Annotated in this window: 15 protein-coding genes; 4 read left to right on the top strand and 11 right to left on the bottom strand. The window is 39.2% G+C overall.

The features are described from left to right. The first annotated feature begins 1 nt into the window (after position 1). Positions 2 to 1,144: a hypothetical protein gene (locus KME09_10260; protein ID MBW4534308.1), complete on the top strand. Its 1,143-nt coding sequence runs from the start codon at positions 2 to 4 to the stop codon at positions 1,142 to 1,144. Positions 1,145 to 1,147: 3 nt separating this feature from the next. On the opposite strand, the gene KME09_10255 is transcribed toward KME09_10260, so the two are convergent. Then, positions 1,148 to 1,513 (bottom strand): type II toxin-antitoxin system PemK/MazF family toxin, encoded by a 366-nt coding sequence (locus tag KME09_10255; GenBank protein MBW4534307.1) that lies wholly within the window; start codon positions 1,511 to 1,513, stop codon positions 1,148 to 1,150. After that, the gene (locus KME09_10250; protein MBW4534306.1) at positions 1,506 to 1,781 is read right to left on the bottom strand and encodes a hypothetical protein; all 276 of its coding nucleotides are present in this window, start codon (positions 1,779 to 1,781) and stop codon (positions 1,506 to 1,508) included. Before KME09_10250 ends, KME09_10255 begins: the two co-directional genes overlap by 8 nt. Before the next feature lie 80 nt (positions 1,782 to 1,861). Here KME09_10250 and KME09_10245 point away from each other — a divergent pair, with 80 nt between their 5' ends. From KME09_10245 to KME09_10235, 3 genes are read left to right on the top strand one after another with little or no spacing between them, the layout of a single operon-like run. Beyond that, on the top strand, positions 1,862 to 2,137 hold the full coding sequence (locus KME09_10245; protein MBW4534305.1) for a DUF2281 domain-containing protein: 276 nt from the start codon (positions 1,862 to 1,864) through the stop codon (positions 2,135 to 2,137). Next, the gene (locus KME09_10240; GenBank protein ID MBW4534304.1) at positions 2,137 to 2,580 is read left to right on the top strand and encodes a type II toxin-antitoxin system VapC family toxin; all 444 of its coding nucleotides are present in this window, start codon (positions 2,137 to 2,139) and stop codon (positions 2,578 to 2,580) included. The genes KME09_10245 and KME09_10240 overlap by 1 nt, the downstream gene beginning before the upstream one ends. A 28-nt stretch (positions 2,581 to 2,608) precedes the next feature. After that, positions 2,609 to 6,862: a hypothetical protein gene (locus KME09_10235; protein ID MBW4534303.1), complete on the top strand. Its 4,254-nt coding sequence runs from the start codon at positions 2,609 to 2,611 to the stop codon at positions 6,860 to 6,862. A 194-nt stretch (positions 6,863 to 7,056) separates the two neighbouring features. Here the strand turns inward: KME09_10235 and KME09_10230 are convergent, their stop codons facing one another. The 9 genes from KME09_10230 to KME09_10190 form a co-directional block, all read right to left on the bottom strand. After that, positions 7,057 to 8,187: a cyclic nucleotide-binding domain-containing protein gene (locus KME09_10230; protein ID MBW4534302.1), complete on the bottom strand. Its 1,131-nt coding sequence runs from the start codon at positions 8,185 to 8,187 to the stop codon at positions 7,057 to 7,059. 42 nt (positions 8,188 to 8,229) lie between these two features. After that, on the bottom strand, positions 8,230 to 9,504 hold the full coding sequence (locus KME09_10225; protein ID MBW4534301.1) for a hypothetical protein: 1,275 nt from the start codon (positions 9,502 to 9,504) through the stop codon (positions 8,230 to 8,232). Next, entirely contained in the window at positions 9,504 to 10,295 is a 792-nt protein-coding gene (locus tag KME09_10220; GenBank protein ID MBW4534300.1) for a MinD/ParA family protein, read from the bottom strand. The genes KME09_10225 and KME09_10220 overlap by 1 nt, the downstream gene beginning before the upstream one ends. A 59-nt stretch (positions 10,296 to 10,354) precedes the next feature. Next, a complete protein-coding gene (locus KME09_10215) occupies positions 10,355 to 11,881 on the bottom strand; it encodes a HAMP domain-containing protein (GenBank protein MBW4534299.1) in 1,527 nt (508 codons plus the stop codon). A gap of 174 nt (positions 11,882 to 12,055) precedes the next feature. Then, complete coding sequence (locus KME09_10210; protein ID MBW4534298.1) at positions 12,056 to 12,418, bottom strand: response regulator; 363 nt, start codon at positions 12,416 to 12,418, stop codon at positions 12,056 to 12,058. A gap of 307 nt (positions 12,419 to 12,725) precedes the next feature. Continuing rightward, a complete protein-coding gene (locus tag KME09_10205) occupies positions 12,726 to 13,301 on the bottom strand; it encodes an aspartyl/asparaginyl beta-hydroxylase domain-containing protein (protein MBW4534297.1) in 576 nt (191 codons plus the stop codon). A 22-nt stretch (positions 13,302 to 13,323) separates the two neighbouring features. Further along, on the bottom strand, positions 13,324 to 16,524 hold the full coding sequence (locus tag KME09_10200; protein MBW4534296.1) for an NHLP bacteriocin export ABC transporter permease/ATPase subunit: 3,201 nt from the start codon (positions 16,522 to 16,524) through the stop codon (positions 13,324 to 13,326). A 443-nt stretch (positions 16,525 to 16,967) separates the two neighbouring features. Next, entirely contained in the window at positions 16,968 to 19,190 is a 2,223-nt protein-coding gene (locus KME09_10195) for an NHLP family bacteriocin export ABC transporter peptidase/permease/ATPase subunit (GenBank protein MBW4534295.1), read from the bottom strand. A 4-nt stretch (positions 19,191 to 19,194) separates the two neighbouring features. After that, the gene (locus tag KME09_10190; GenBank protein ID MBW4534294.1) at positions 19,195 to 21,213 is read right to left on the bottom strand and encodes an NHLP bacteriocin system secretion protein; all 2,019 of its coding nucleotides are present in this window, start codon (positions 21,211 to 21,213) and stop codon (positions 19,195 to 19,197) included. Between the last annotated feature and the right edge of the window lie 130 nt (positions 21,214 to 21,343).

Below are 21,343 nucleotides of genomic sequence, written 5' to 3'. Positions count from 1 at the left end.
AATGGCAAAAATTTTTCACGCGAGTTTACACGGCCTACTAAATATAAAAGACCAAACTCTGTTGGCTTTAGATATTGGTAAAACCGAATGGTCAAGTATTGATATTGAAACATCTAGCTTTTATTTATTAATTCCTCAAGATTCTGATTTGCGTCGTGAATATGACAAGTGGTGGAAAATAACTGATATATTCCCTGTTAATAGTGTGGGGATTGTTACCGGCCAAGATGCTTTGACTATTGCCACTGAAAAGATAGATGCTGAGATACTGGCAACAAAGCATAATTTGTCAACTTGTAGTGTCAAACCAATTCTCTATCGACCGTTCGATTTACGCCATATTGTTTACGATTCTAACGTTGTTACTCGTCCACGCAGTAAAGTTATGAATCATATGCTGATGGGAGACAATTTAGCAATGTCTGTATCTCGCTCAGTTAGAGGAGAACCTTGGCGTGATGCACAGGTTACAACCCACATAGTTGAATTTGGTGTGATGGCGACTAGGCCAGGGAATTCAGCACCTTTATTTCCCCTTTATCTCTATCCTACGACCCCAGCAGAAATAATGATGGGAATTACCCGTAAGCCCAATATTGCCAATGAATTCTTCACTGAAATCGAATTATTTCTCGGTTACACTCCTACTCCTGAAGCAATATTTAGTTACGTTTATGCTATTCTTTACTCTTCAAATTACCGTAGCCGTTATGCGGAGTTATTACAGATTGATTTTCCTCATATACCAATTACCCGTAATGTCAATTTATTCCGTCAATTGAGTGAATTGGGAGAGCAATTGGTGAATTTGCACCTGATGAAATCCCCAATCCTCAACGAAACATCATCCCCATTTATCAATAATGGTGGCGGCTGTATTGTCGATGCTGGGCATCCTAAATATGAAGATGGCAAAGTAATCATCAACAAACAAAAAGACGGCTTTGTGGATGTACCTGAAGCGGTTTGGAACTTCCATGTTGGCGGCTATCAAGTTTGCCATAAATGGCTCAAGGATCGCAAAGGTCGCACTCTGAGTCAAGATGATATCGGGCATTATCAAAAAGTTGTTGTTTCTCTCAAAGAAACGATTAAATTAATGACAAAAATTGACCAAGCTATTCCTGACTTTCCGATTCAGTAACTATTAGGATAGGTCGGCTTCAATCACTGTAACTATGGCAATAGTAATTTCAGACATTTTTTCAGGAGAAACAATTCCTAGTTTACGAATAAATCTCTGCGTATCAACACCACGCAGTTGTAGCACATCTACACTTGATTCTTTCGCTAAACCATTAGCTTTATTGGGTTCAATTTTGATGTGCCACAGATTTTCCCTATACCAATCTTTCCAATCTGTAAGAGGAGCAACTAGCTTGATGGGCAATATACCGATCGCATTAGAACTAATTACAACCGCAGGTCTAGTTTTTTTGATCTCTTTACCAATAGTTGGGTCAAAGTTGACTAACCAAATTTCCCCTCTCTGGGGCAGTTTTGTCCTAGTCATCAATGATATCCCCAGCCATCAATTCCCGCCACTCAGTCGAATTTTGATAGTGTTTGGCTATTTTCTCGGCTTGGGTAGCCAGAATAGATTGTCGCTCTGCCAAAGGCTTATTCAGAAAAGCCTTACGGTCTTCTAAGGTAGGACTATCTAAATCTTCAGAACTATTATTGCCATTAAAGGCAAATAGTTTTTGTTTGACTAATTCTCTTTCTGCTAATGGGAGATTGCCAATCATTTGAACGATCGAATCTACTAATTGAATATTCATTTACACTCTATTTCACAAATCTTTCTCTATTATTATGAATAAGTTTCCTGTAACGGTAAAAAAAACGTGAGGATTAAACCATGACTATCAAAGAATTATTATTTCAAGAAATCGAATCTACTCCAGAAGAACTTCTAGAAGAAACTTTAGACTTTTTGCGAAATTTAAAAACAAAACAAGATTCAGAGAAGCCGAAAGTTACAGAATCTCAACAACCTTATCGCCCTGCTTCTGGGCGTTCCATTCTTAGACACGCTGGTACGTGGGCAGGTGACGACTTGGAAGAATGTCTTCGTGCCGTTTACGCCACTCGCGGCAAAGCCAAATTTGACTATGACCTTAATCCCTTTGAATAATGTACCTTCTCGATACGAATCACTGTAGCGCAATCATTCTAAACGTACCAAACGTTATTCGTCGAGTCACTGAAGTAGGGGAGTTGAATATTGCTACCTGCATCATCGCCCAGGGAGAACTCACATATATGGTGGAAAAATCGACTCAAAAGGAAACTAATCGCGCTCGGTTGGCAGAATTTCTCGAAGATATACGTGTTTACCTAGTTACTGAGGAGGCAGCCATTATTTATGGACAACTGAAAGCAGCCTTATTTAACCAGTTTGCTCCTAAAGAAAAAGGCAAACGCCGAAAGACAAAAATTACCGACTTAGGATTTGATGAAAACGATCTTTGGATTGCTGCTCTCGCTCTACAACAAAATCTCACAATAGTCTCAGCCGATAGCGACTTTCAACGAATTCGTACCGTTAAAGCCTTATCTGTTGAATCCTGGCTTTAAATATTTCTTACTGCTTATACAATCTTTTATGCTTGAAACTATCATCTCCGACCTAATCCGTAAACAACGCCCTTACTACCTACCTCAAGGAAATCCCATTAAAGGAGTTGACAATCAATACTGGCTAGTTTTTCAACACCGCGATGCCGATAATCTCCTCAAAAATATTGTCAGTTTCCTAAGTTTTCAAACACACTCTACCTATAAACTAATTCGGATAGATCTCAATACCGCTCATATATTTGAATACATCCCCAAGCAAGAAGGCAATATTCCTAATGCTACTCTATTACGCACCAGCAAACTAACAATTATTGAGCAGTTTCTTCAATTAGAAAATGCAGTTAAAGAAGAAGTATTACTAATAGGAAGCTTTCTAGAATTAGAAACCAAAATTCGTCGCCGTCGCCGATTTAATTTACCAGATGATATTGACAAATATCACCAATTTATCACTGCTTATTTAGAACGCACTAAATTCTATCGTCGCTCTACTGCTTACTTTGAAAGTGGCGTACTGAAACTTTACTCTGAACCCCTGCAAAATATTGTTAAAAATGAAGGGGAAATCCGCTTGTTGATGGATTGGCAAGGATTTACTAATAGTCGAGATCTCAAGGAACTCCAAAAACTACACGACTCAGAATATCGAACCGAATACATTCGTCGTACCCTCCAAGAATTTCTTGCAGGTTTAGAAGATAGCTCTTTTTCTAGCACTGAAATTCTCGCCGAATTAGTGAGGTTGGGTACTCTAAAAATCAAGCTGGTCAAGATGGAAGAAAGACGGGCTATCTATCACAAAAAGACTGGCATCTTGAGCGATCGCCTGGATAACCACATTCTCCATGAAGGCTCGGATAACTTTACTCGCGCTGCCCATTCCAGAAATGCTGAAAGCGTTACTTTCCTCTATTATTCAGATCCTATAGATTTAGACGCTATTAAAGAGAGCATTATTGAATTTGATGAAGAATGGCAAGACAAAGAACTCACTTTTGACCTCAGCCAAGAATTTTTAGCGCAAATAATCGCCGAACGCGATCGCCGTATCCAGTTAAAGCAACCAGTTATCGAATCTATTACTCCTGACGAATTCCCCAATGGAGAAATCACCCCAGTTGAAATTACAGGCAGTAACCTAGACCAAGTTGAAACCATTGAAGTTGCCGATGATGAGTTGGTTAAAGTTACTATCGACAGTCGAGAACCAGAACGCATTATCGGTCAAGTTGAAGTATATCCCGATCATCCATCGACTTCGCTGAAGAATTTCAGAGTTAAAGCCACTACAGGAACATATAACATAACTCCAGAAAAGCCCATTTCTGTAAGCTCAGACCTAATTATTCCCGACTTTCCCGAAATTGAAGGCTTTAAGCAAGCAGTCGAATTAATCTTGGCAGGAAAACACGGGCAACCTCAAGACTTTCTCTACTGGCTGGCAATGGAACGTCCTCACCTACTGCGAGTCCAACAAAGCGACACACTAGATGAGTTTGTCTACCAAGGTATTTTATTCGAGCATCAAAAATCAGGCGCGCAGCACTGTCTTAGAGTCATGCAGGATTTTGGCGTAGCGGTTTGTGCTGATGCTGTGGGATTGGGAAAAACCAGATTAGCTGCTGCGGTGGCTAAACTGTACCGTAATGAAAAAGGTCAAGCTAAGGTTGCCATTATTGCTGCCAAAAAGTTATTTCCTAACTGGGAAAGGGAAATGACCGAACTTGGCTTTAAAGGGGGCGATTATGAACTTTATAATAAAAACTTGATGAGTCTCAAAGGCAACCGATTTCTAGATGACTTTAATCGCTATGGTGGTGCAGATCTGATCGTTATTGACGAGGCTCACGAAGGCATTCGCAATTATCGAAATCGCATTCATCAAATTTGTTTGCAGATTCAACAGAGCGATCGCGCCTCTGAAAGAGAAAGGCATTTTCTACTGCTGACAGCTACTCCTTGGAATAACCGCCGCGAGGATATCTATAATATTTTGTCTCCATTTCTTTCTCGCCCAGAAGGATTCAAAGATTTAGATTTTCCCCCAGAAGTAGCATTATGGTTCGAGCGTCGAGATGCAGGAGTCGAAAACTTTACCGACAATACCAATTTATTTCGACGCACCTATCGAGAGTTATTTCTCCAACGCACCAGACAGATGCTTAGAGAAGCTACTCCAGATCTCAATCTCTATGCTAAACGAGTAGCTCAATGGTTGCCCGTAGTATTTGAATCAGATACAGAGCAAGCATTAGACCAAATCTTCACTCAATTTGAAACCAACCTCTATATTCCGTCAGCTGACCCGATACGTTATCTCAAGGGCAGTACCGAACAGCGATCGCTCCTTGCCAATCAACGTCGCTTCTTTTTACAACGGGCAGAGTCGAGTATGTATGCTCTGGGTCGCACGATTAAGAACTTTAGCGATCGCATTGCTTTGGTTAAAGACAGATTAGAAATGGTTTCTCCTGATGCTGATGGACTCAAAGAATTCTTGTTGCTGCATTATGAATTTGGGTCTAAGAAAAAAGATAAATCATTAGATGTCTTAGATCTAAGCGATGACTGGGATGAAGATTATTTAGAAGATGAAGACGACGAAGACGAGGAAGAAACCAATGAGAAGAAAGAGGAAAAGCGTCAACAACTACGCAAATCCATAGATCTTGCTACCGATGCTCTGCGAGATGACCCAATCAGAGCTAAAGAAATTTACTACCAAATTATGGCTGACTGTGACAGCGACTTAGCTCAACTCAAACAGATTCAAAAACTACTAGTGGATGAATTTGTCAAAGACCACAAACGCGAACAAGTTACCCAGAAAGTCAGGGAAATCGTCAGTCAAGGTCATAAAGTTCTCTTGATTTCCACCTTTTCAGATACGGTGATCGATTACTACCGCTACATGGCAAAAGAAGGCGCGATCGCATCAAGCGGAATTGGTATGGCAATCGGCTCTAATAAACTTTATTACAACAGCGATTTAGACTATCCAATCAAAGTTAGTCCTAATAATGCGGTCAAAGGAACTAATCAAAAACCTGGATTAAAACGACAGCAAATATTCCGCTTGTTTGCCCCTGCTGCTACTTGTAGAAATCCTGCCGAACGTCCACAGCCAGAAGAAGAGATCTCAGTTTTAATCGGTTCAGAAACTCTTTCAGTCGGTCAAAATCTTCAAGATGCAGATTATTTGATTAACATCGATTTGCCCTGGAATCCAATGATTTTAGAGCAGCGCATTGGTCGCATCGACCGCCCCAAACAACGTCAAGTTGAAAATATTTATATTTACTACGCCAATAGCGAAAGTCAATTACTCAGACAAGCCAGTCGCCTATCTAATCTAAACAAAAAACTGGTCGGCGATCTAGTTGAAGAAAGTGGCGCAATTGGCAACATTGAGCGAATCGATACTCTAGGAGCTTCAATCTATGGCGATACTCTCTTTGATGATGAAATTTTGCCTGGATATATCGATTTCATCCACAGTTTAACTAAAGCCCGATCCTTGGAGCAGGGCAGTTTACAAGAAGAGACTTATCAAAAACAAGAAGCTAACCGAGACCTCTACACTCAAAACGAAATCTTGCACAGCGAAGAACTGAGAAAACTAATTGAGGAATTAGGATTCGATTACCAAGCCAATCCCATTGCTGTCGGACATCGTACCAACGACTCCGATGAACCAACTTGTCTTGTGGCACTGACCTTAGAATATTATGGCCCAAATGGTGAACCCATTCCCGACCATAAACAAACAATTTACTGGAACGATCTCGCACAAGAAAATGATGGCTACGGAATAGCGGTTTCTTCAGCATTTAAAACCCCTGACTCTGGTGAGGTAGTTTCGGCAAAAAAAATCCTAACTATTACTCATTCTTTGTACGAACAACTGGTGAAACTCAAGCAACAGCGTTGTTCCGAATTAGAACAACCAGAAACTTTAGAAAACATTAATTTAACTTCTGAGCGGATTAGTAAAATTCAGAAGCGAATTATGGCAATGGATAGTTTTCCGTCTGGAATCAACCGTAAAACCGTCAAAGATACTTTGAAGAAACTTAATTCTGGAAAAGAGCAAAAGAAAGTCCAAAAACTGCTGCGAGATTGCACCGATGGCGATAAAAGTCAGCTAAACGATGATAAGTTTATCAAGCAACTAGTTAATGACACAGAAATTCTTAATTTACTAAATCTTGAAGGGATTAAACCTACCAGCTTGAAAGCTTCTTTATCAGCTTTGCTTTTAAGAACGCAAGTAAAGTAGCGATATGCCCTAAAGGCATCGCACTTACCACAACGATAACTGACCCTCACTAACGCTGCTATACCAATCTTCGAGTCGGTCAACGATACAATCAGCAGTTAATCTCGACTGCACGAAAAACAAAAATAGTTCTCCCTCAGTTGGCAGAAAAATCCCATCTCTGAATTAGAGTAGGACAATCGCAAAAGTCATGGTCAAAAGCTGTGGTCACGACCCGAAGTCTTTCCACTTTCTACAATACTACCGCAACGCTCTAGCATCCAAGTAAATTTTTGACCAGCAAGATATATCTGCCCTAAACTATGATCATCGAGTTCTAGATCATATTTTACATTGCTAGCTAAAGAACTACCTGAAGAGTAAATACGCCTGCTATATCCCATTCTGTTAAGCATTTCTTGAAGTCGATCGCTAAACACAATTGCTAAAGTTCGATAGAAGCGAGAAGCAAAACCTAAATCTTGCTGTAGCTTTACGTTGAGTTTTTGACGAGAAATAGCTAATACCTGTGAATGTTCAATTATTTTCGCGGTAAAATATGGTAATTCACCATCAATAAACTGGCTCTCTCCGATAATTTCACCTTTAGATAAGCGTGATATTTCTACACCTGCTACTGTGGTTGCTTCTAATGTGGCAAAGATGCGAGCTAAAGGATTGCGATCGCTACTCATTCTTGATAGCGAAACTGCACCACTTAATAAAATATACAGGGCATCTATCGGCCCATTTTCTTGAATTAAAGTTGTATTAACAGCAAACTCCTGAAGTTCACCATTGGCGATAATCCAATCTAAATCACTATCATTCAATTGACTAAAAAGAAGCAAAACATCTTTTATTGATTGACTAGATCTAAATTTTCTGTGAACTTTGGTTTCAATGAAATTATGCAATCTATCTTTTAGTAAAATAGCGATCGCCCGATAAAAACGAGCTGCAAAATCTGCATTTTGCGCTAATCTATGTTCTAAAGACAACAAAGGAACTGAAACAATAGATGATTTTTCTACTGCTGTAATGGTTGTTGTTGCCAAACACATTCTAATTAGAGAAATTTCTCCTACAACCTCCCCACTAGATAACCTAGCGATCTCTAAAGAAGATTCTGCTCCTTCTATCGCAGTATAAGATCGACTTAGTGGATCTTGATTATTACCAGATATAGAAGCAGCTAAGGTGCCATCCAGCACAATATGAAGACAATCAATTGATTGTCCTTCTTCGATTAAGATAGTTCCCGCTTCTATTTCTTGACGATGACCACAATCAAGCATCCATGTAAGGTCATTACGACTTAATTCTTTCAGTAAAACTTCTCCCATCGGATTTTCTCCTTGTAAATTGCAAATAATTATTTTTATATTTCAAACACAGATATCTTCTTGTAGTCGTTCAAGAGCTTGTAAAATACGCTCAGGTGCATTGGCTGAAGCTAATTCTTCAAGAGTAAAACAGGTCAAAGCTAATAAAACTTTATGCCGCTGTTGGAATCTGACATAGTGACGATCAAAATACTCTAAATTTTCTGCTGCCGCCTTAACTAACTGTTGCAAAATGTTAAATGCTCCTGTGGAAAGCGATGCAGCGCGGTCTTGGGAAGCCAGTCCGTTGCGGGGGTTCCCCCCGTTATAGGAACTGGCGTGGTTTCCCCCATGAGCGATATCCGAAGGTGTATCCTTTAGGACTGCATCAAGAAGTGCTGGCTTGCTCTGATAATTTTGAAATCGACCTCCCTTTCGGTAATGAGGAAATGATTCTAGCCCCATAAAGCGTAAAAACCAGTCGGCACGGTATTTTCCTATAGCACTGACAATTCCCTGATAATCAGCAATTAGCTCGTCGAGCAGATTATTACGCATCGAACCTAAGACTCGATAAGTAAAATAATGAGTGCATTCATGTTCTAAACGAATAGTTAAAGATAAACGTCGCCATTCTGCCTCTGATAGATTCATCTCTTGAGGAGTGACACCACTATAAAAACCATCGCTCAGAATAATAAAGCAATCTTGATATAATTGTTTTTGAGGAATAAGTCGGCGAAATTCTGATTGCCAGTCTGTTTCAGAACAGTTGCCATCATTGTTTAATGACCATCGATCTCGATATTGATTTATTCTCCCCCAATTATTGTAGTTAGCCACCATGCACGCACCCATAGAATCAGGTATAGATTCTGGCTCATTTTTTTTTGTTAATGCCTGCACTAAAGAGACAAAATCAGCTCGGGTTTCTGGTAATAAGACTGGAATAGATCCTGCCAAACAAGAATGAATTTTCAACTGGAGTTTTTCTGGGTACTGAAGCTGTAAACCTTGTACTTGCTGCATATTTGCCGTTGCTTGACCTTTAAGAGTCACTGCACGATAGACCTCAGTTTGACTAATCCCTTTTTGAATCGGAAATTGTAGTTGGACTAAAATGGGTTTAAGAGCCTCAAATATGCCCGTAGCTGTCGCTGTAGTTAAAGATTTTCGCCAAATAGTTAGATGAGCTTCATCGGGGCGAGAAAACCGCAGAAAATCTTTGAGATGAGTAAGATCGAAAACATTACGATTGTAGTTTAATATTTCTTCAATTTCTGAAGCAGAAGCTCCATAATTGGCGATCGCTCTAGAACGAGATAGTTGTTGATTCATTAGAAATTACGGTTGCTTACTAAAACTTTTTGTCGTTCACCAAGAATCTGCGCAGCAATTTTTGCTATTGTTTTGCTGATAGAGTGATCGGGATACTGTAGACAAAAAATACCGCTGCTGGCAAGCTGCACCATTTCTGCCGATAAAGGTATAATTCCTGCCAATGGAGTATCGTAGGTAGTCTCAATATCTTGGCGCAGAGCGTCAAAATCGAACTCTGGTAGTACTTTGTTTACTACCATTAGCATTTTGGGTACTTGCAGTTTGCGAGCTACTTCAACTGTTACTCCAGTTCCTTGAAAATCTTGATTGTCTGGACGCAAAAGAACTACAAGTGTATCTGAAATAGCTATAGACAGTAGGGTTTCTTCGTTTAGACCAGGGTGAGTATCAATCAATAAATAGTCTAAATTTAAACAATCAATCAGTTTTTGAAAGCCATCATTGAGTTTGCTTACGTCATAACCTTCTCTAAGAATACGAGCGATTTGACCAGCTTTAATACTAGAAGGTATCAGGTAAATATTGCTGTTTATTTGCTGGGGAAAAATATGACTGACATCATAAGCAGTATCTTGAATACCACACTTGCCCCAAAGATAATCATTTAAGGAATAGTCAATTTTATTTTCGTCTAAGCCAAAAAGAATATGAATTCCTGGAGATTGAATATCGGTATCAACCACACCGACATTTTTTCCCTGACTTGCTATAGTGGCTGCGACATTAGCAACTAAATTAGATTTGCCAGTACCACCGCGAAAAGAATGAATTGAAACAACTTGACACATTTTTTTTCTCCTAGTAAATAATTGAAATAGATTAGTTGACTTATTTAGAATTCGGCTGTTTAGCTAGTTGTTAGCGAACGAATTCTCATTTTTTGAGCCTTTTTCTGTAATTGTTGGAAATGTTCTTGCCAATTTTGATCGCTTGAAGTATTGCGCTGTCTCAGTTTTTTAGCTCTTAGTTGCAACTGCTGGAAATACTTAGTTCCTGTAACTTCTTCTACTTGACGTTCTTTTTTAGCTCTGTCGACTTCAATATTTAGCTTCTGGACTTTTTGCTTGAGTTTTTTCTCTCTAGACTCTACTTCTTGAGCCATGTGTATAAAGACTCGCACTAATTGACCAATATCATCTTGGCCATGGGAGATGGAAAGTAAACGCTCATATTCAAAATTACCTTGCTCCAAGGATTTGGCTGTTTTGGTTAATTTGCGAATTGGTTTAGAAATACTACGAGCCAACAGTAAAGCAAAAGCTGCTGCGATCGCACCAACGATAATTACATTTAAAATGTTTTCCCAAATTAAGCTATTTTGAACAAATGCAGTTTTTGGCTTGCTAACGCCCATTACCCATTGCTGGACTTCAAGAGGTGCAAAACCAACCATCTGGAGACTATGTTCCAGAGGGGAAACACAATTTACATGACCTGGTTGCTGAGAACCAATCATAGCTTCGGCTACTTCTGGAAGATCTAAACTTTCTACTTGAGAAATTGGATAACGTCGATCTTTGGCGATCTTTGTCTGTACTTCTGGAGATAAAGTAGTTAAGCTGTGATAAATATAATCTTTTTCTGGATGATTAATAATCACTCCCAAACTATCAACCAGAAAAGCGTAGCTGCCAGATTCTAGCCTGAGGCGATCGACGATCTCATTAATGCTATCTTCTTTAATTTTGAGTACCGCTATCCCAATAATTTTGCCTTGACTAGACCAAATTGTTTGGGATAGATAAAAACCCGATTTTTTGGTTGTACTGTCGGTAATTAGATCTGAGGCATAATTATTTCCTTGAATTGCCTCTCGAAAATAGTCTCGTGAACTAAAGTTGCGATTGACAAAACTAGAATTGGTAGAAGCCAAGCAATTACCTTGTCTATCTATCAAAAAGATCGCATCATAGTTTTTGTTAGAGCGAAAAATATTGTTTAATGTTGATTGAACAGCAGATTGTAATTCTTGCTGCTTTGTTACTGTCGTTGCCTGTAATTCTTGCTGCTTTTTTGCTGTCGTTACCTCAATAAAATTTAATACTTTTGGCTCAGTACTAGCCTGAGTAGATTGTAATTTTTGCTGTTTTTTTGCTGTCGTTGCCTCAATAAAATCTAATACTTTTGGCTCAGTACTAACCTGAGAGACAACGTTTTGACTATCAATAATTAGCTGATCTAGACGGCTAGCGGTACTAGTTGCTAATAATTCTAATTGACGATATTCACTTTGTTCTGCATTATACAAACTGTGTTGGAGATTGTAATAAGCATTAAAACTCATTGGAATGAGTACCGCCGATAGCAATGCTAGTGAAATTTTAGCAGCGATCGACCAAGCTGGAGGAAATAATAATCGATATAAATGTTTCATGTGCCAAAAATTAAACCGCTAAAACAATTGGGTTGGATTAATTGGCTAGATTTGTTTTAGAAAGAGTCTATCTAAACCAATATTTAATAACTAGATTAAAAGATACGTCATGGTAATACAATGCATAATATTTGGCTGCTTTATGATGTTTTTTCGGTTATAAACTTAATTTCTTTATTTGACTGAAGCAGCGATCGCACCTAGTAGCTCTTTTGGGGTAAATGGTTTAACCAGATAATCATTTGCGCCTAATTCCATACCCTGATGCATTTCTTGCTGACTACTTTTATCCGTCAGAAAGATTAAAGGAATAATTGCCGTATTTAAATTTTGACGTAGTGTTTTCAGAACTCCGTAACTGTCTAATTCGGGCAGTGTAGCATCACAAATAATTACGTCTGGTAAATGGATATGAGCTTGTTTTACTCCTTGAAGATCATTTTCAGCACTGATTACTTCAAATCCTTTTAGTTTCAAACATTCGAGCAATATCTCTCTGGTTTCTCTGTCGTTTTCAATTACTAGTATTTTAGTCATTGTTGATCTCCGAATGATTTTGGTTATTTACCCAGCAAAATCTCTTGAGGTTATTCAAAATCAATTGATTAACTTTTGCTTTGGTCTTTAACTATGTCAATCATAAACAACAGATTCTAGTCAAATCATCTGAAATAAGTCTCTAATGTCAATCGACTAAAGATATATGCTTTATATGCACTTTTTATAACTAAAGTTATAAGTAGCTCTACCTAATTAAACATTAAATGTTCAACAGTATAATTTGCCAATTGTCAAAAAAAGATACACAACGGGGCAAAGAAGCAGAAAAAACAAATTATTAAGCTCATCTAAATTTAATTTTAGTTTTGTCAAATTCTAGATACAGAACAATTCGCTTGGTATCAGACATATTCAAGGCAAAATGCTCGTATGAGCCATCAAAAATAATTGACTTACGATTACACTGTTCTTCAAACTTGTTGTCTACCCAAAGATAATTTTTGCCTGGGACAACATCTATTCCTAGGTGATAAGTTAGCAAATTTCCTCCCAAATCCTCATGTTTGTGAGGAGCAATAAAAGAAAACTTTTCCATCCGAGAAAAAGCACAGACTCTAAACCCAGATAATCTAGTCAGTAAAGCAGCTATGCTGGGGAACTTTTCTGGCGCTTCGGATGGCAATAAACCTTGATAAGACAAAGCATAAGTTAGCCAATCATAATTAGGCTTTCTAGAGTTAACTTGCCAAGATGGCATCCAAGCATTGTTATACATTAGTGTTTTGAAATATGCTTGGTGAGGCTGATTGCGATGTAAATTTATAATATGGCGATCTAGCTGGTAATATTCATGACGAATTGTTTGCCAATTGCGCTCGAATTCTTGAGTAAAATCAAACAATGCGGGGTTATAAAACACGATCTTGGTAATGATAAATAATTTAGTTTTCTACTAGTTGTCTGCGGATCAAATCGGCAAACAACCCTTCACAATTAGATAACTCTTCAAAGTTACCCTGTTGGATAACACTCCCTCCTGACAAAACATATATGCGATCGGCATTTTGAATCGTACTCAGCCGATGAGCAATGACAACTCTAGTCACTTTTAATGTGTCTAAATTTTTACTGACTATGGCTTGAGTGCGATTATCTAAGGCACTGGTAGCCTCATCAAAGAGCAAAATATTTGGCTTTAAGATTAAAGCTTTGGCAATAATTAGCCTTTGTCGCTGACCTCCAGAAAGATTGCCTCCTCCTTCGCTAATTACAGTATGCATACCCATGGGCATCGCCGAAATATCCTCGGCAAATCCCGACATTTTTGCAGCCGCCCAAGCTTCATCGAGGGTGACTTGTGCCCCTCCAGACAGATTGTCAAAAATAGAGCCTGACATAATCTTGCCATTTTGTAGTACTACTCCTAGCTGACGACGAACGGCATTAATATTGAGTCCAGATAAGTCTTGTCCATCAAAATAAACTTTTCCTTCTTCAGGAGACTCAAATCCGAGAATTAACCGTAAAAGCGTCGATTTTCCGCTGCCAGAGCTACCAACTAAGGCAATAAACTCTCCAGGTTCTGCTTTGATAGTTACATCATTTAAAATTAATGCTCCATCTGCTTGATAGCGAAATGAGATGCGGTCTAAAGTAATTTTGCCCATCAGTTTTCCTGGATCTGCCTTCGTCAAATCTACTTCTGATACCGCTTGAGTAATTGGTCTAGCTCGTTTCCACTGGGGTAAAACTTGGAGAACATCGGTAACGGTATTGCTAACATCAGTCGCTCCTTTGATAAAGGTACTAAAGGCAGTGTTGAAAGCCAAGAAAGACCCAACAGTTAATGTTGAGGCTGCACTAGCTTCGGGGTCGGTAAGCATTTTAATTGTGAACCAATACAAAATTCCTGAAGTGATGGTCGGCATTACGGTATTAAACAGTGCCACTGCGTCTTCTATGTATTGAGTGCTGAGTTCTAGTTTAATTTGTTGACGATAGCTTTTACTCCAGGAGGCAAAAGCACGTTCTTCCGCCCCCGCTACGTGGAGTTTGGCAATGCCATTAATTAGTTGAACTACGTGTCCGAAAATATTACCTTCCATTTCTAGTAAGGGATGAACCTTTTGGACTAAGATCGAACCAGAAATTGATGTCACAACAACTATTAATAAAGATACAGCTAGAGCTACCAAAGCTAATTTGATGCTGTAATAAAATAGCAATGCTAAGTTGAGCAGGGCAAAACAACCAGTAATTAGATTGATTAAAGTATTTCCCCCCAATTGACGGCGGATAGAGGTTACAGAGTTAACCCTAGACTGTAAATCGCCTGTAGTGTATTGACGAAAAAAAGATATAGGTAAATTGAGTAAGCGATCCCATACTGCTGCTTGAGTAGAAGCATCAGAAGCAGTTTCTACCCTCAGAAGAGAAAGTCCTTGAGTTAGACGAAACAGAGCTGTAGCGATCGCTGCAATAATTAGTCCTAGACCAATTTGCCATAGTAAACCGCGATCGCTATCGGGAATGGCACTATCAATTAAGATGCTCGTAGTAAAGGGGGTAAGCATACCCAATAGGGTGCTGGAAATGCCCATTGCCACAATTAGCAGTAAATCTTTTTGACGACCGAATAGGGCAAAGCGGCTAATATCAAAAAGCTGGAGTACTTTATTGGGGAAAGAACGATAAAACATATAGGCTTTAGAGGAAATAGCTGCTGCCATCTGCTCGTTAACAGCTATTTTGGTTTTGCCAATAGGATCGAATAGTAGATAGCGATTACCAGCAGTAGGCAATAACGCTATTGGTAGACGGTCTGATTTTGTATATGCCACCAGAGGGCCACAATCTTGTTGCCACCAATCATCCTCTAACAGCACCTGGCGCATACGTAGCCGAGAAGCTCGGGCGATCGCTTCTAATGGCTCTTTAATACGAGCTAAATCCTCAGATTTGGCAGGAGGACAAATTGTTACCCCTAAAGCTTTCCCCACTGCTCCTGCTGCTACTAATAAAGGTGCGCCTTCTAAATATAAGTAATTTTGTTGAGGCATTAAAGGAGCTGCCAATTCGCCAAAAGCTTCTGAAGCTACCTGCAAATTTAGATTTTTTTGCGCCTTTAACCGCTCTAGTTCTTCGCCTTGGTCTTGCTTTTCTTGAAGCTGAAAACAATAAAGGTAATATTGATGGAGTTGGTCAACTCCTAGAATAAGGTCGTCTAAACTAGAAATTGTCTCGCCAGATTTTAGCTCTAGTTGAACTGCCCCATCCGCTTCTAGCCAGGTATTATGATTCAACGGCACAATTGCAGTGGTAGAAGTTAAAAGTAGTTCGGAAAATCCGCGCCAGCGTAAGTAACCTGACTGTAGTTTGAGCCAAACTAACTCTGTATCAGTTTGAAAAGTTTGACTATCCGTCAAAGAAAATCGCCCTGCTATATTGGCTTTAATTTGAATTTTGGGACTGCTAACTTGAGTAAGAGCCTTGTCTAACTTTGTGAGCCAAATTTCAATCCAACCAAGTACCTGGGATTTATAACGGGCAAATAATTCTTGAAGATCTGCTCCGCTTATTTTACGTAACTTTGTGTTGCCAATTGGTACGGCTATTAGCTGAGAACTACTGCCACTACTGTTGCTGCTGTGGGTAAGATTACCAAACATTGCTTCTTGGAGATCGCAACTACATAAATAGCGACGAGTACCTTCAATCACACCCTGGTTGACTGTAACCGCAAAAATAGCAATAGAACCCGATTGAACCACCCAAAGACTTTGAGGATCGTTAAGTAAAATTGGTTCGCTAGCTTTAACCTGACATATTTGTCCTGGTAAGTCCAAATGCTCTGGTTCTTCAACTTGGTCTTGCTTTTCTTGCAGGTGAAAACAATAAAGGTAATATTGGTGTAGCTGGGAAATTCCCAGAATAAGGTCGTCTAAATTAGAGATGGTCTCGCTAGATTTTAGCTCTAGTTGAGCTACCCCATCCGCTTCTAGCCAGGTATTATTATTTAACGGCACAATTGCAGTGGCAGAAGTTAAGAGTATTTCGGGAAATCCCCGCCAACGTAAGTAACCTGACTGTAGTTTAAGCCAAACCAAAGATCTGGCATTAGTTTTAAAAGTTTGACCATTCATCAAAGAAAATCGTCCTAAGATATTGGCTTTAACTTTAATTTTTGGACTAGTAACTTGAATAAGAGCCTGGTCTAACTTTTTGAGCCAGATTTCAATCCAATCAAGTACTTGAAATTTAGAATGGGCGAATAATTCCTGAAAATCTACTTCGTTTATTTTGCGTAACTCTGTTTTACCAATCGGTATAGCTAATAGTTGATAACTAATGCCACCACTGTTGCCACTATGAGCAACACTACCAAACATTGCCTCTTGAGAATCGCAACTATATAGATAGCGACGAGTACCCTTGACAACACCCTGGTCAACTTTAACCGCAAAAATAGCAACAGAACCCGATTGAACCAGCCAAAAACTCTGAGGATCGTTAAGTAAGATTGGTGTGTTAGCTTTGACCTGATATATTTGTCCTGGTAAGTTGGTCTGATTAACAATATTCATAATTAACCTTCGCTTTTAATAAGTCGGGAATATACTCCTTCTTGTTGCCATAGTTCCTCATGAGTACCTTGCTGAACTATTTTGCCCCGATCTAAAACTAGAATTAAGTCGCAGTCACGAATGGTACTCAAGCGATGAGCCACAATCACACAGGTACATCCACGACGACGCAGACGGCGGTCGACAACCTTTTCTGTTTCAGAATCTAAGGCACTAGTGGCTTCATCCATAATCAAAATCGTGGGATTATTAACCAAAGCGCGAGCAATTTCTAATCTCTGCCTTTGTCCACCACTTAAATTGTCAGCACCTTCAGATAAATTAGCGTTATATCCTCCAGCTAATTTGTTGACAACGTCTTCAATAGCTGCGTCTCGACAAGCTTTTCTAATATTTTTTTCGGGAATAGTAGAATCCCAGAGGGTTAAATTATCCGCGATCGTGCCACCAAACAAAACAATATCTTGCTCTACCATTGCCAGCGAATTAGTCAAAATCTGGTGAGGAATTTGTGATTTTGCTCGACCGTCAAGCAAGATTTCTCCCGACCAAGGTTCGTAAAGTCCGCTCAATAGCTTGGCAATCGTAGATTTACCAGAACCACTACCACCAACTAGAGCGATTCTTTGTCCTGGTTTAATTGATAAATTAAAGTTTTCGATCAAAGCTGGTTCGAGACGGCTGTAGCCAAAGCTAATATTTCGCAGCTCAATATAACCTTGTAGTTTAGGTAAATCTATTTGAGCAGAGTTTTCTTCAATGGTTCTGCTATTTTCTACCTGGGAATCTGTGGGATTATCGAGAACGTCATCTAGACGAATTAAGTTTCCTTCTAATTCTTGAAGTTTTCCCCCTAGACTGACTAAATTAGTGACAGGAGTTTGGAAATTTTGCATCATGCCCTGAAAGGCAATTAGCATTCCAATACTGATATATCCATCCATAACTCGCAGACCACCTACAAGTAGTAGAAAAGCAGAAGCCAAAGCTGATAGCAATACGGGTAATACCGCTAAGGTTTGATTGGTAATTCCTATTTCTTGCTGAGAATCGATCGCTTTGGTGTAGTAGCCCGACCACCGACCAAAGAAATCCGACTCCAAACCAGATGCTTTTAAGGTTTCAATGCTTTGGAGGGCGGCGATCGATGCTCCAGCAGCTTTACCGTATTCTTGGAGTAATTTTTGATTGGCATCTTTGCGTTGGCGCGAGATCCACTGTAGAGTCAAGATATTTACTGTGGCGAAACTCACGACTACTGCCGTAAGTACTAAGTCGTACTGACTCATAATTATGGCATAGAACACTATCATCACCGCATCGATCGCCGTAGTTGCTAATTCTCCTGAGATTACATCGGCAACATCACTGTTTAAACTAGTCCGACTGCTGATTTCTCCTGCAAATCTTTGAGCGTAGAAACCAACGGGCAAACGTAGAATATGCCATAAGAATCGGCTAGACATACTTACCGACAGCTTAATTTTAAGACGACGCAGATATCTTAACTGCAAGAGTGTCAAAGCAGCTTGAAGTATGACTGAGACAGCCATTGCCACCAATAGTGGATTGAGCCAAAGATACCTTTCTTCGATTAAAATCTCATCCACAAATATTTGACTAAATACAGGAACGACTAATTCGGCAAAGGTAAGAAAAAATCCAGCTAACAAACAGTAAGCTAAAGCTGCGCGATCGCTTTTAAGTCGCGACCATAATCCTAAAGCTAGGTTTAATTTGCGACCACCTCGGCGAAATTCTGCACCAGGCTGCATTATCATAGCTATGCCAGTGTAGCTCTCATCAAATTCTGCTAAAGAGACGCTACGAGGCCCAGAAGCAGGATCGTTGAGATAAACTTTGTTTTGATAGAAGCCTTCAACTACTAAAAAGTGATTGAAGTTCCAAAATACAATATAAGGAGGATTTATATCTTTCAGTTGTGTTAGTTCTTTTTTAAACCCTTTTGCCTCTAAGCCATAATTTCGCGCTGCTTTAAGAATATTAGAGGCTTTACTACCATCACGAGATACGCCACATTCTGCACGCAACTCGGTTAACGGCACAATACGTCCATAGTAACTAAGCATAATACCTAGAGCAGCAGCACCACACTCAACTGCTTCTATTTGTAATAAGGTTGGGGTTTTGACTCGCCGATTTAAATATTGGAGCAAGTTTTGCCAATATTGCTCAAGATTAGGTGGCAAGATCGAGTTGCGCATAAAATTAATAGATACCACTGATAGACCTCAAGATTGGTAGGATAAAAGTAACTGGAGCTCTTTCTTCTACTTTGACTCGAACTGAAGTGGGAGTTCCCGAAGAAACTTTCAAATTAGGGCCAGAAGATGAAGACCATTGATAGCCACTAAAAGTATCAGCATCTTCGTAGGGAGTAGCAAATACCTGCAGCACACCCTGTTCTTTGTCGGATACAAGACCTTCTACAACTTCTGAGTTGCCAATTACTTTAGCAGCAGCTTCTTTACTGATGGGAAAAGCTGAAACTTTAGTAATATCACCCATAATGCCACCAAAACGCTCTCTTTTAACAGTTTGGGGCGTGATTTGAATTGTCATGTCTGGCTGAATTTTTTTACCATCTTCCACAGAAAAATAGGTGATGCCGACTAGTTTTCCCGATAAATTTCTAATATCTATGTTGGCAATACGAGTTCCTGCTTCGATAACTTGTCCTGGACTTACTGTTGTTTCTAAAACACGTCCTGTATATTGGCTAACAATTTGACTTTCGTTTTTTAGTTGTTCTTGTAGTTGAGCAATCTCTCTTTCAACCTCTTGAATCTCTTTCTGGCGGTTAGTTGAGCTTTCAGAATCTTGTTGGGTAGACTGAGCTTTTTGGCTATCGAGTTCTTGTAACTGTGCTTGAAGATCTTTGATCTCGTTCAAGTTGGAAAGATATTCTTTTAAAGCATCCGCCTCTTCAACTTCCAGCTTTTTTAATTGAGACTTAGTTTCATTTTCGCTAGCAATGTTGTCTAAATATTGTTGTCTTGCTTCTAACAGCACATCATCGGAGATCGCTCCCTGTTTAAATAAATTCTCGCGAATTTCCAGTCTCTTTTTATATGTAGGTAACAATTGCTGAAGATTGTTGAGCTTTTCTTCTTGACTAGTGCGATCGCTTTGAATTGATTCAAGTCCTTTAGTTTTTAAAACTGGAGCTAAAGATTGAGTAAGATCTAATCTTTCTTGTAAAGTTTGACGTTGCTCCTCAATTGCTTCCTGGTCTTGATTTTGACGTTGACTTTGAATGGATTCAGCATTATTATTTTGCGATCGCAACTGTTTTAATTTGTCTTGAGCTAACTGGAGTTTTTTACGTAGATCGACTTGGTCAACCGTCGCTAAAATATCTCCTTTGCGAATTAAATCTCCTTCTTCAATTTTCAAAGATGTTAGCTGTCCAGAACCTTGAGTCTGCAAAGGTACAACTTTGCTAGGATAAATTAACACTCCTTGACCATCTACCGTGACAGGAATACGTCCCACCACACTCCAAATTGCAGCAGCGAAAACTACAGAACCTAAGGTAACTAAAGGTATCCAGCTTTTTGGGTTTACCACCCGCATTAATTGGTCTAATCTTTCAGGAGAAGCTAAACGTTCCAATGACTCTTGCCGAAAGAGCTTATTTTGGGCTTTGGGCTGAGATATACTTAGTTGGGTGATATTTTTATCTGTGGACTTGACGATGGCTGTCTCTGTATATTTGACGATGGCTGTCTCTGCTTTTTTCTTTGCCAACATCAGACGTTCAAATAATTCGAGACTAATTTGAGGATAGCCTCTTTGCAGAGAGCGAATTCCCTGAATTAGTTCTTTTTGGGGAGTGCTTTTTGGCAAATAGCCTTTAGCTCCTACATGAAAAGCTTTATTCAAATACTCCTCACTTTCGTGAATGCTAAAAACTAGAACTTTGCAGTTAGAAAAACGTTTAGAAATAATTTCAGTCGCTTTTATGCCATCCATTCCTGGCATTTCTAAATCCATTAAAACTATATCAGGCTGTAAGGATGCAATTTTGTCAATTGCTGTCGAACCGTCATTAGCATGACCAACTATTTGAAAGTCGGATTCAGATTCTAATAACATTTGCAACCTTTGTCTGGCAAAATTTTGATCGTCTACAATCAAAATGCGAATTATACTACTATCATTAGCATTTTGCTCGAGTTTAACCTGAGAATTTAATGGCAGCTCCTTGGTTGTTGTATTATTCATTAATGTCATTCGCCTCTTTAAATAATAGTTTGTATCGATCCAAGTGGTTAAAGTTTTATAAGTGCAATTAATTAACTGTGATGCTTCAGTTCTAGTTTTACCTTCAAACAATAGTTTAATTACTGCTTTT

It is taken from the genome of Pleurocapsa minor HA4230-MV1 (assembly GCA_019359095.1).
GTDB classification, from domain to species: Bacteria; Cyanobacteriota; Cyanobacteriia; order Cyanobacteriales; family Xenococcaceae; genus Waterburya; species Waterburya minor.
The sequence above is the reverse complement of the archived record's forward strand: the minus strand, read 5'-3'. Positions and strand labels throughout refer to the sequence as shown.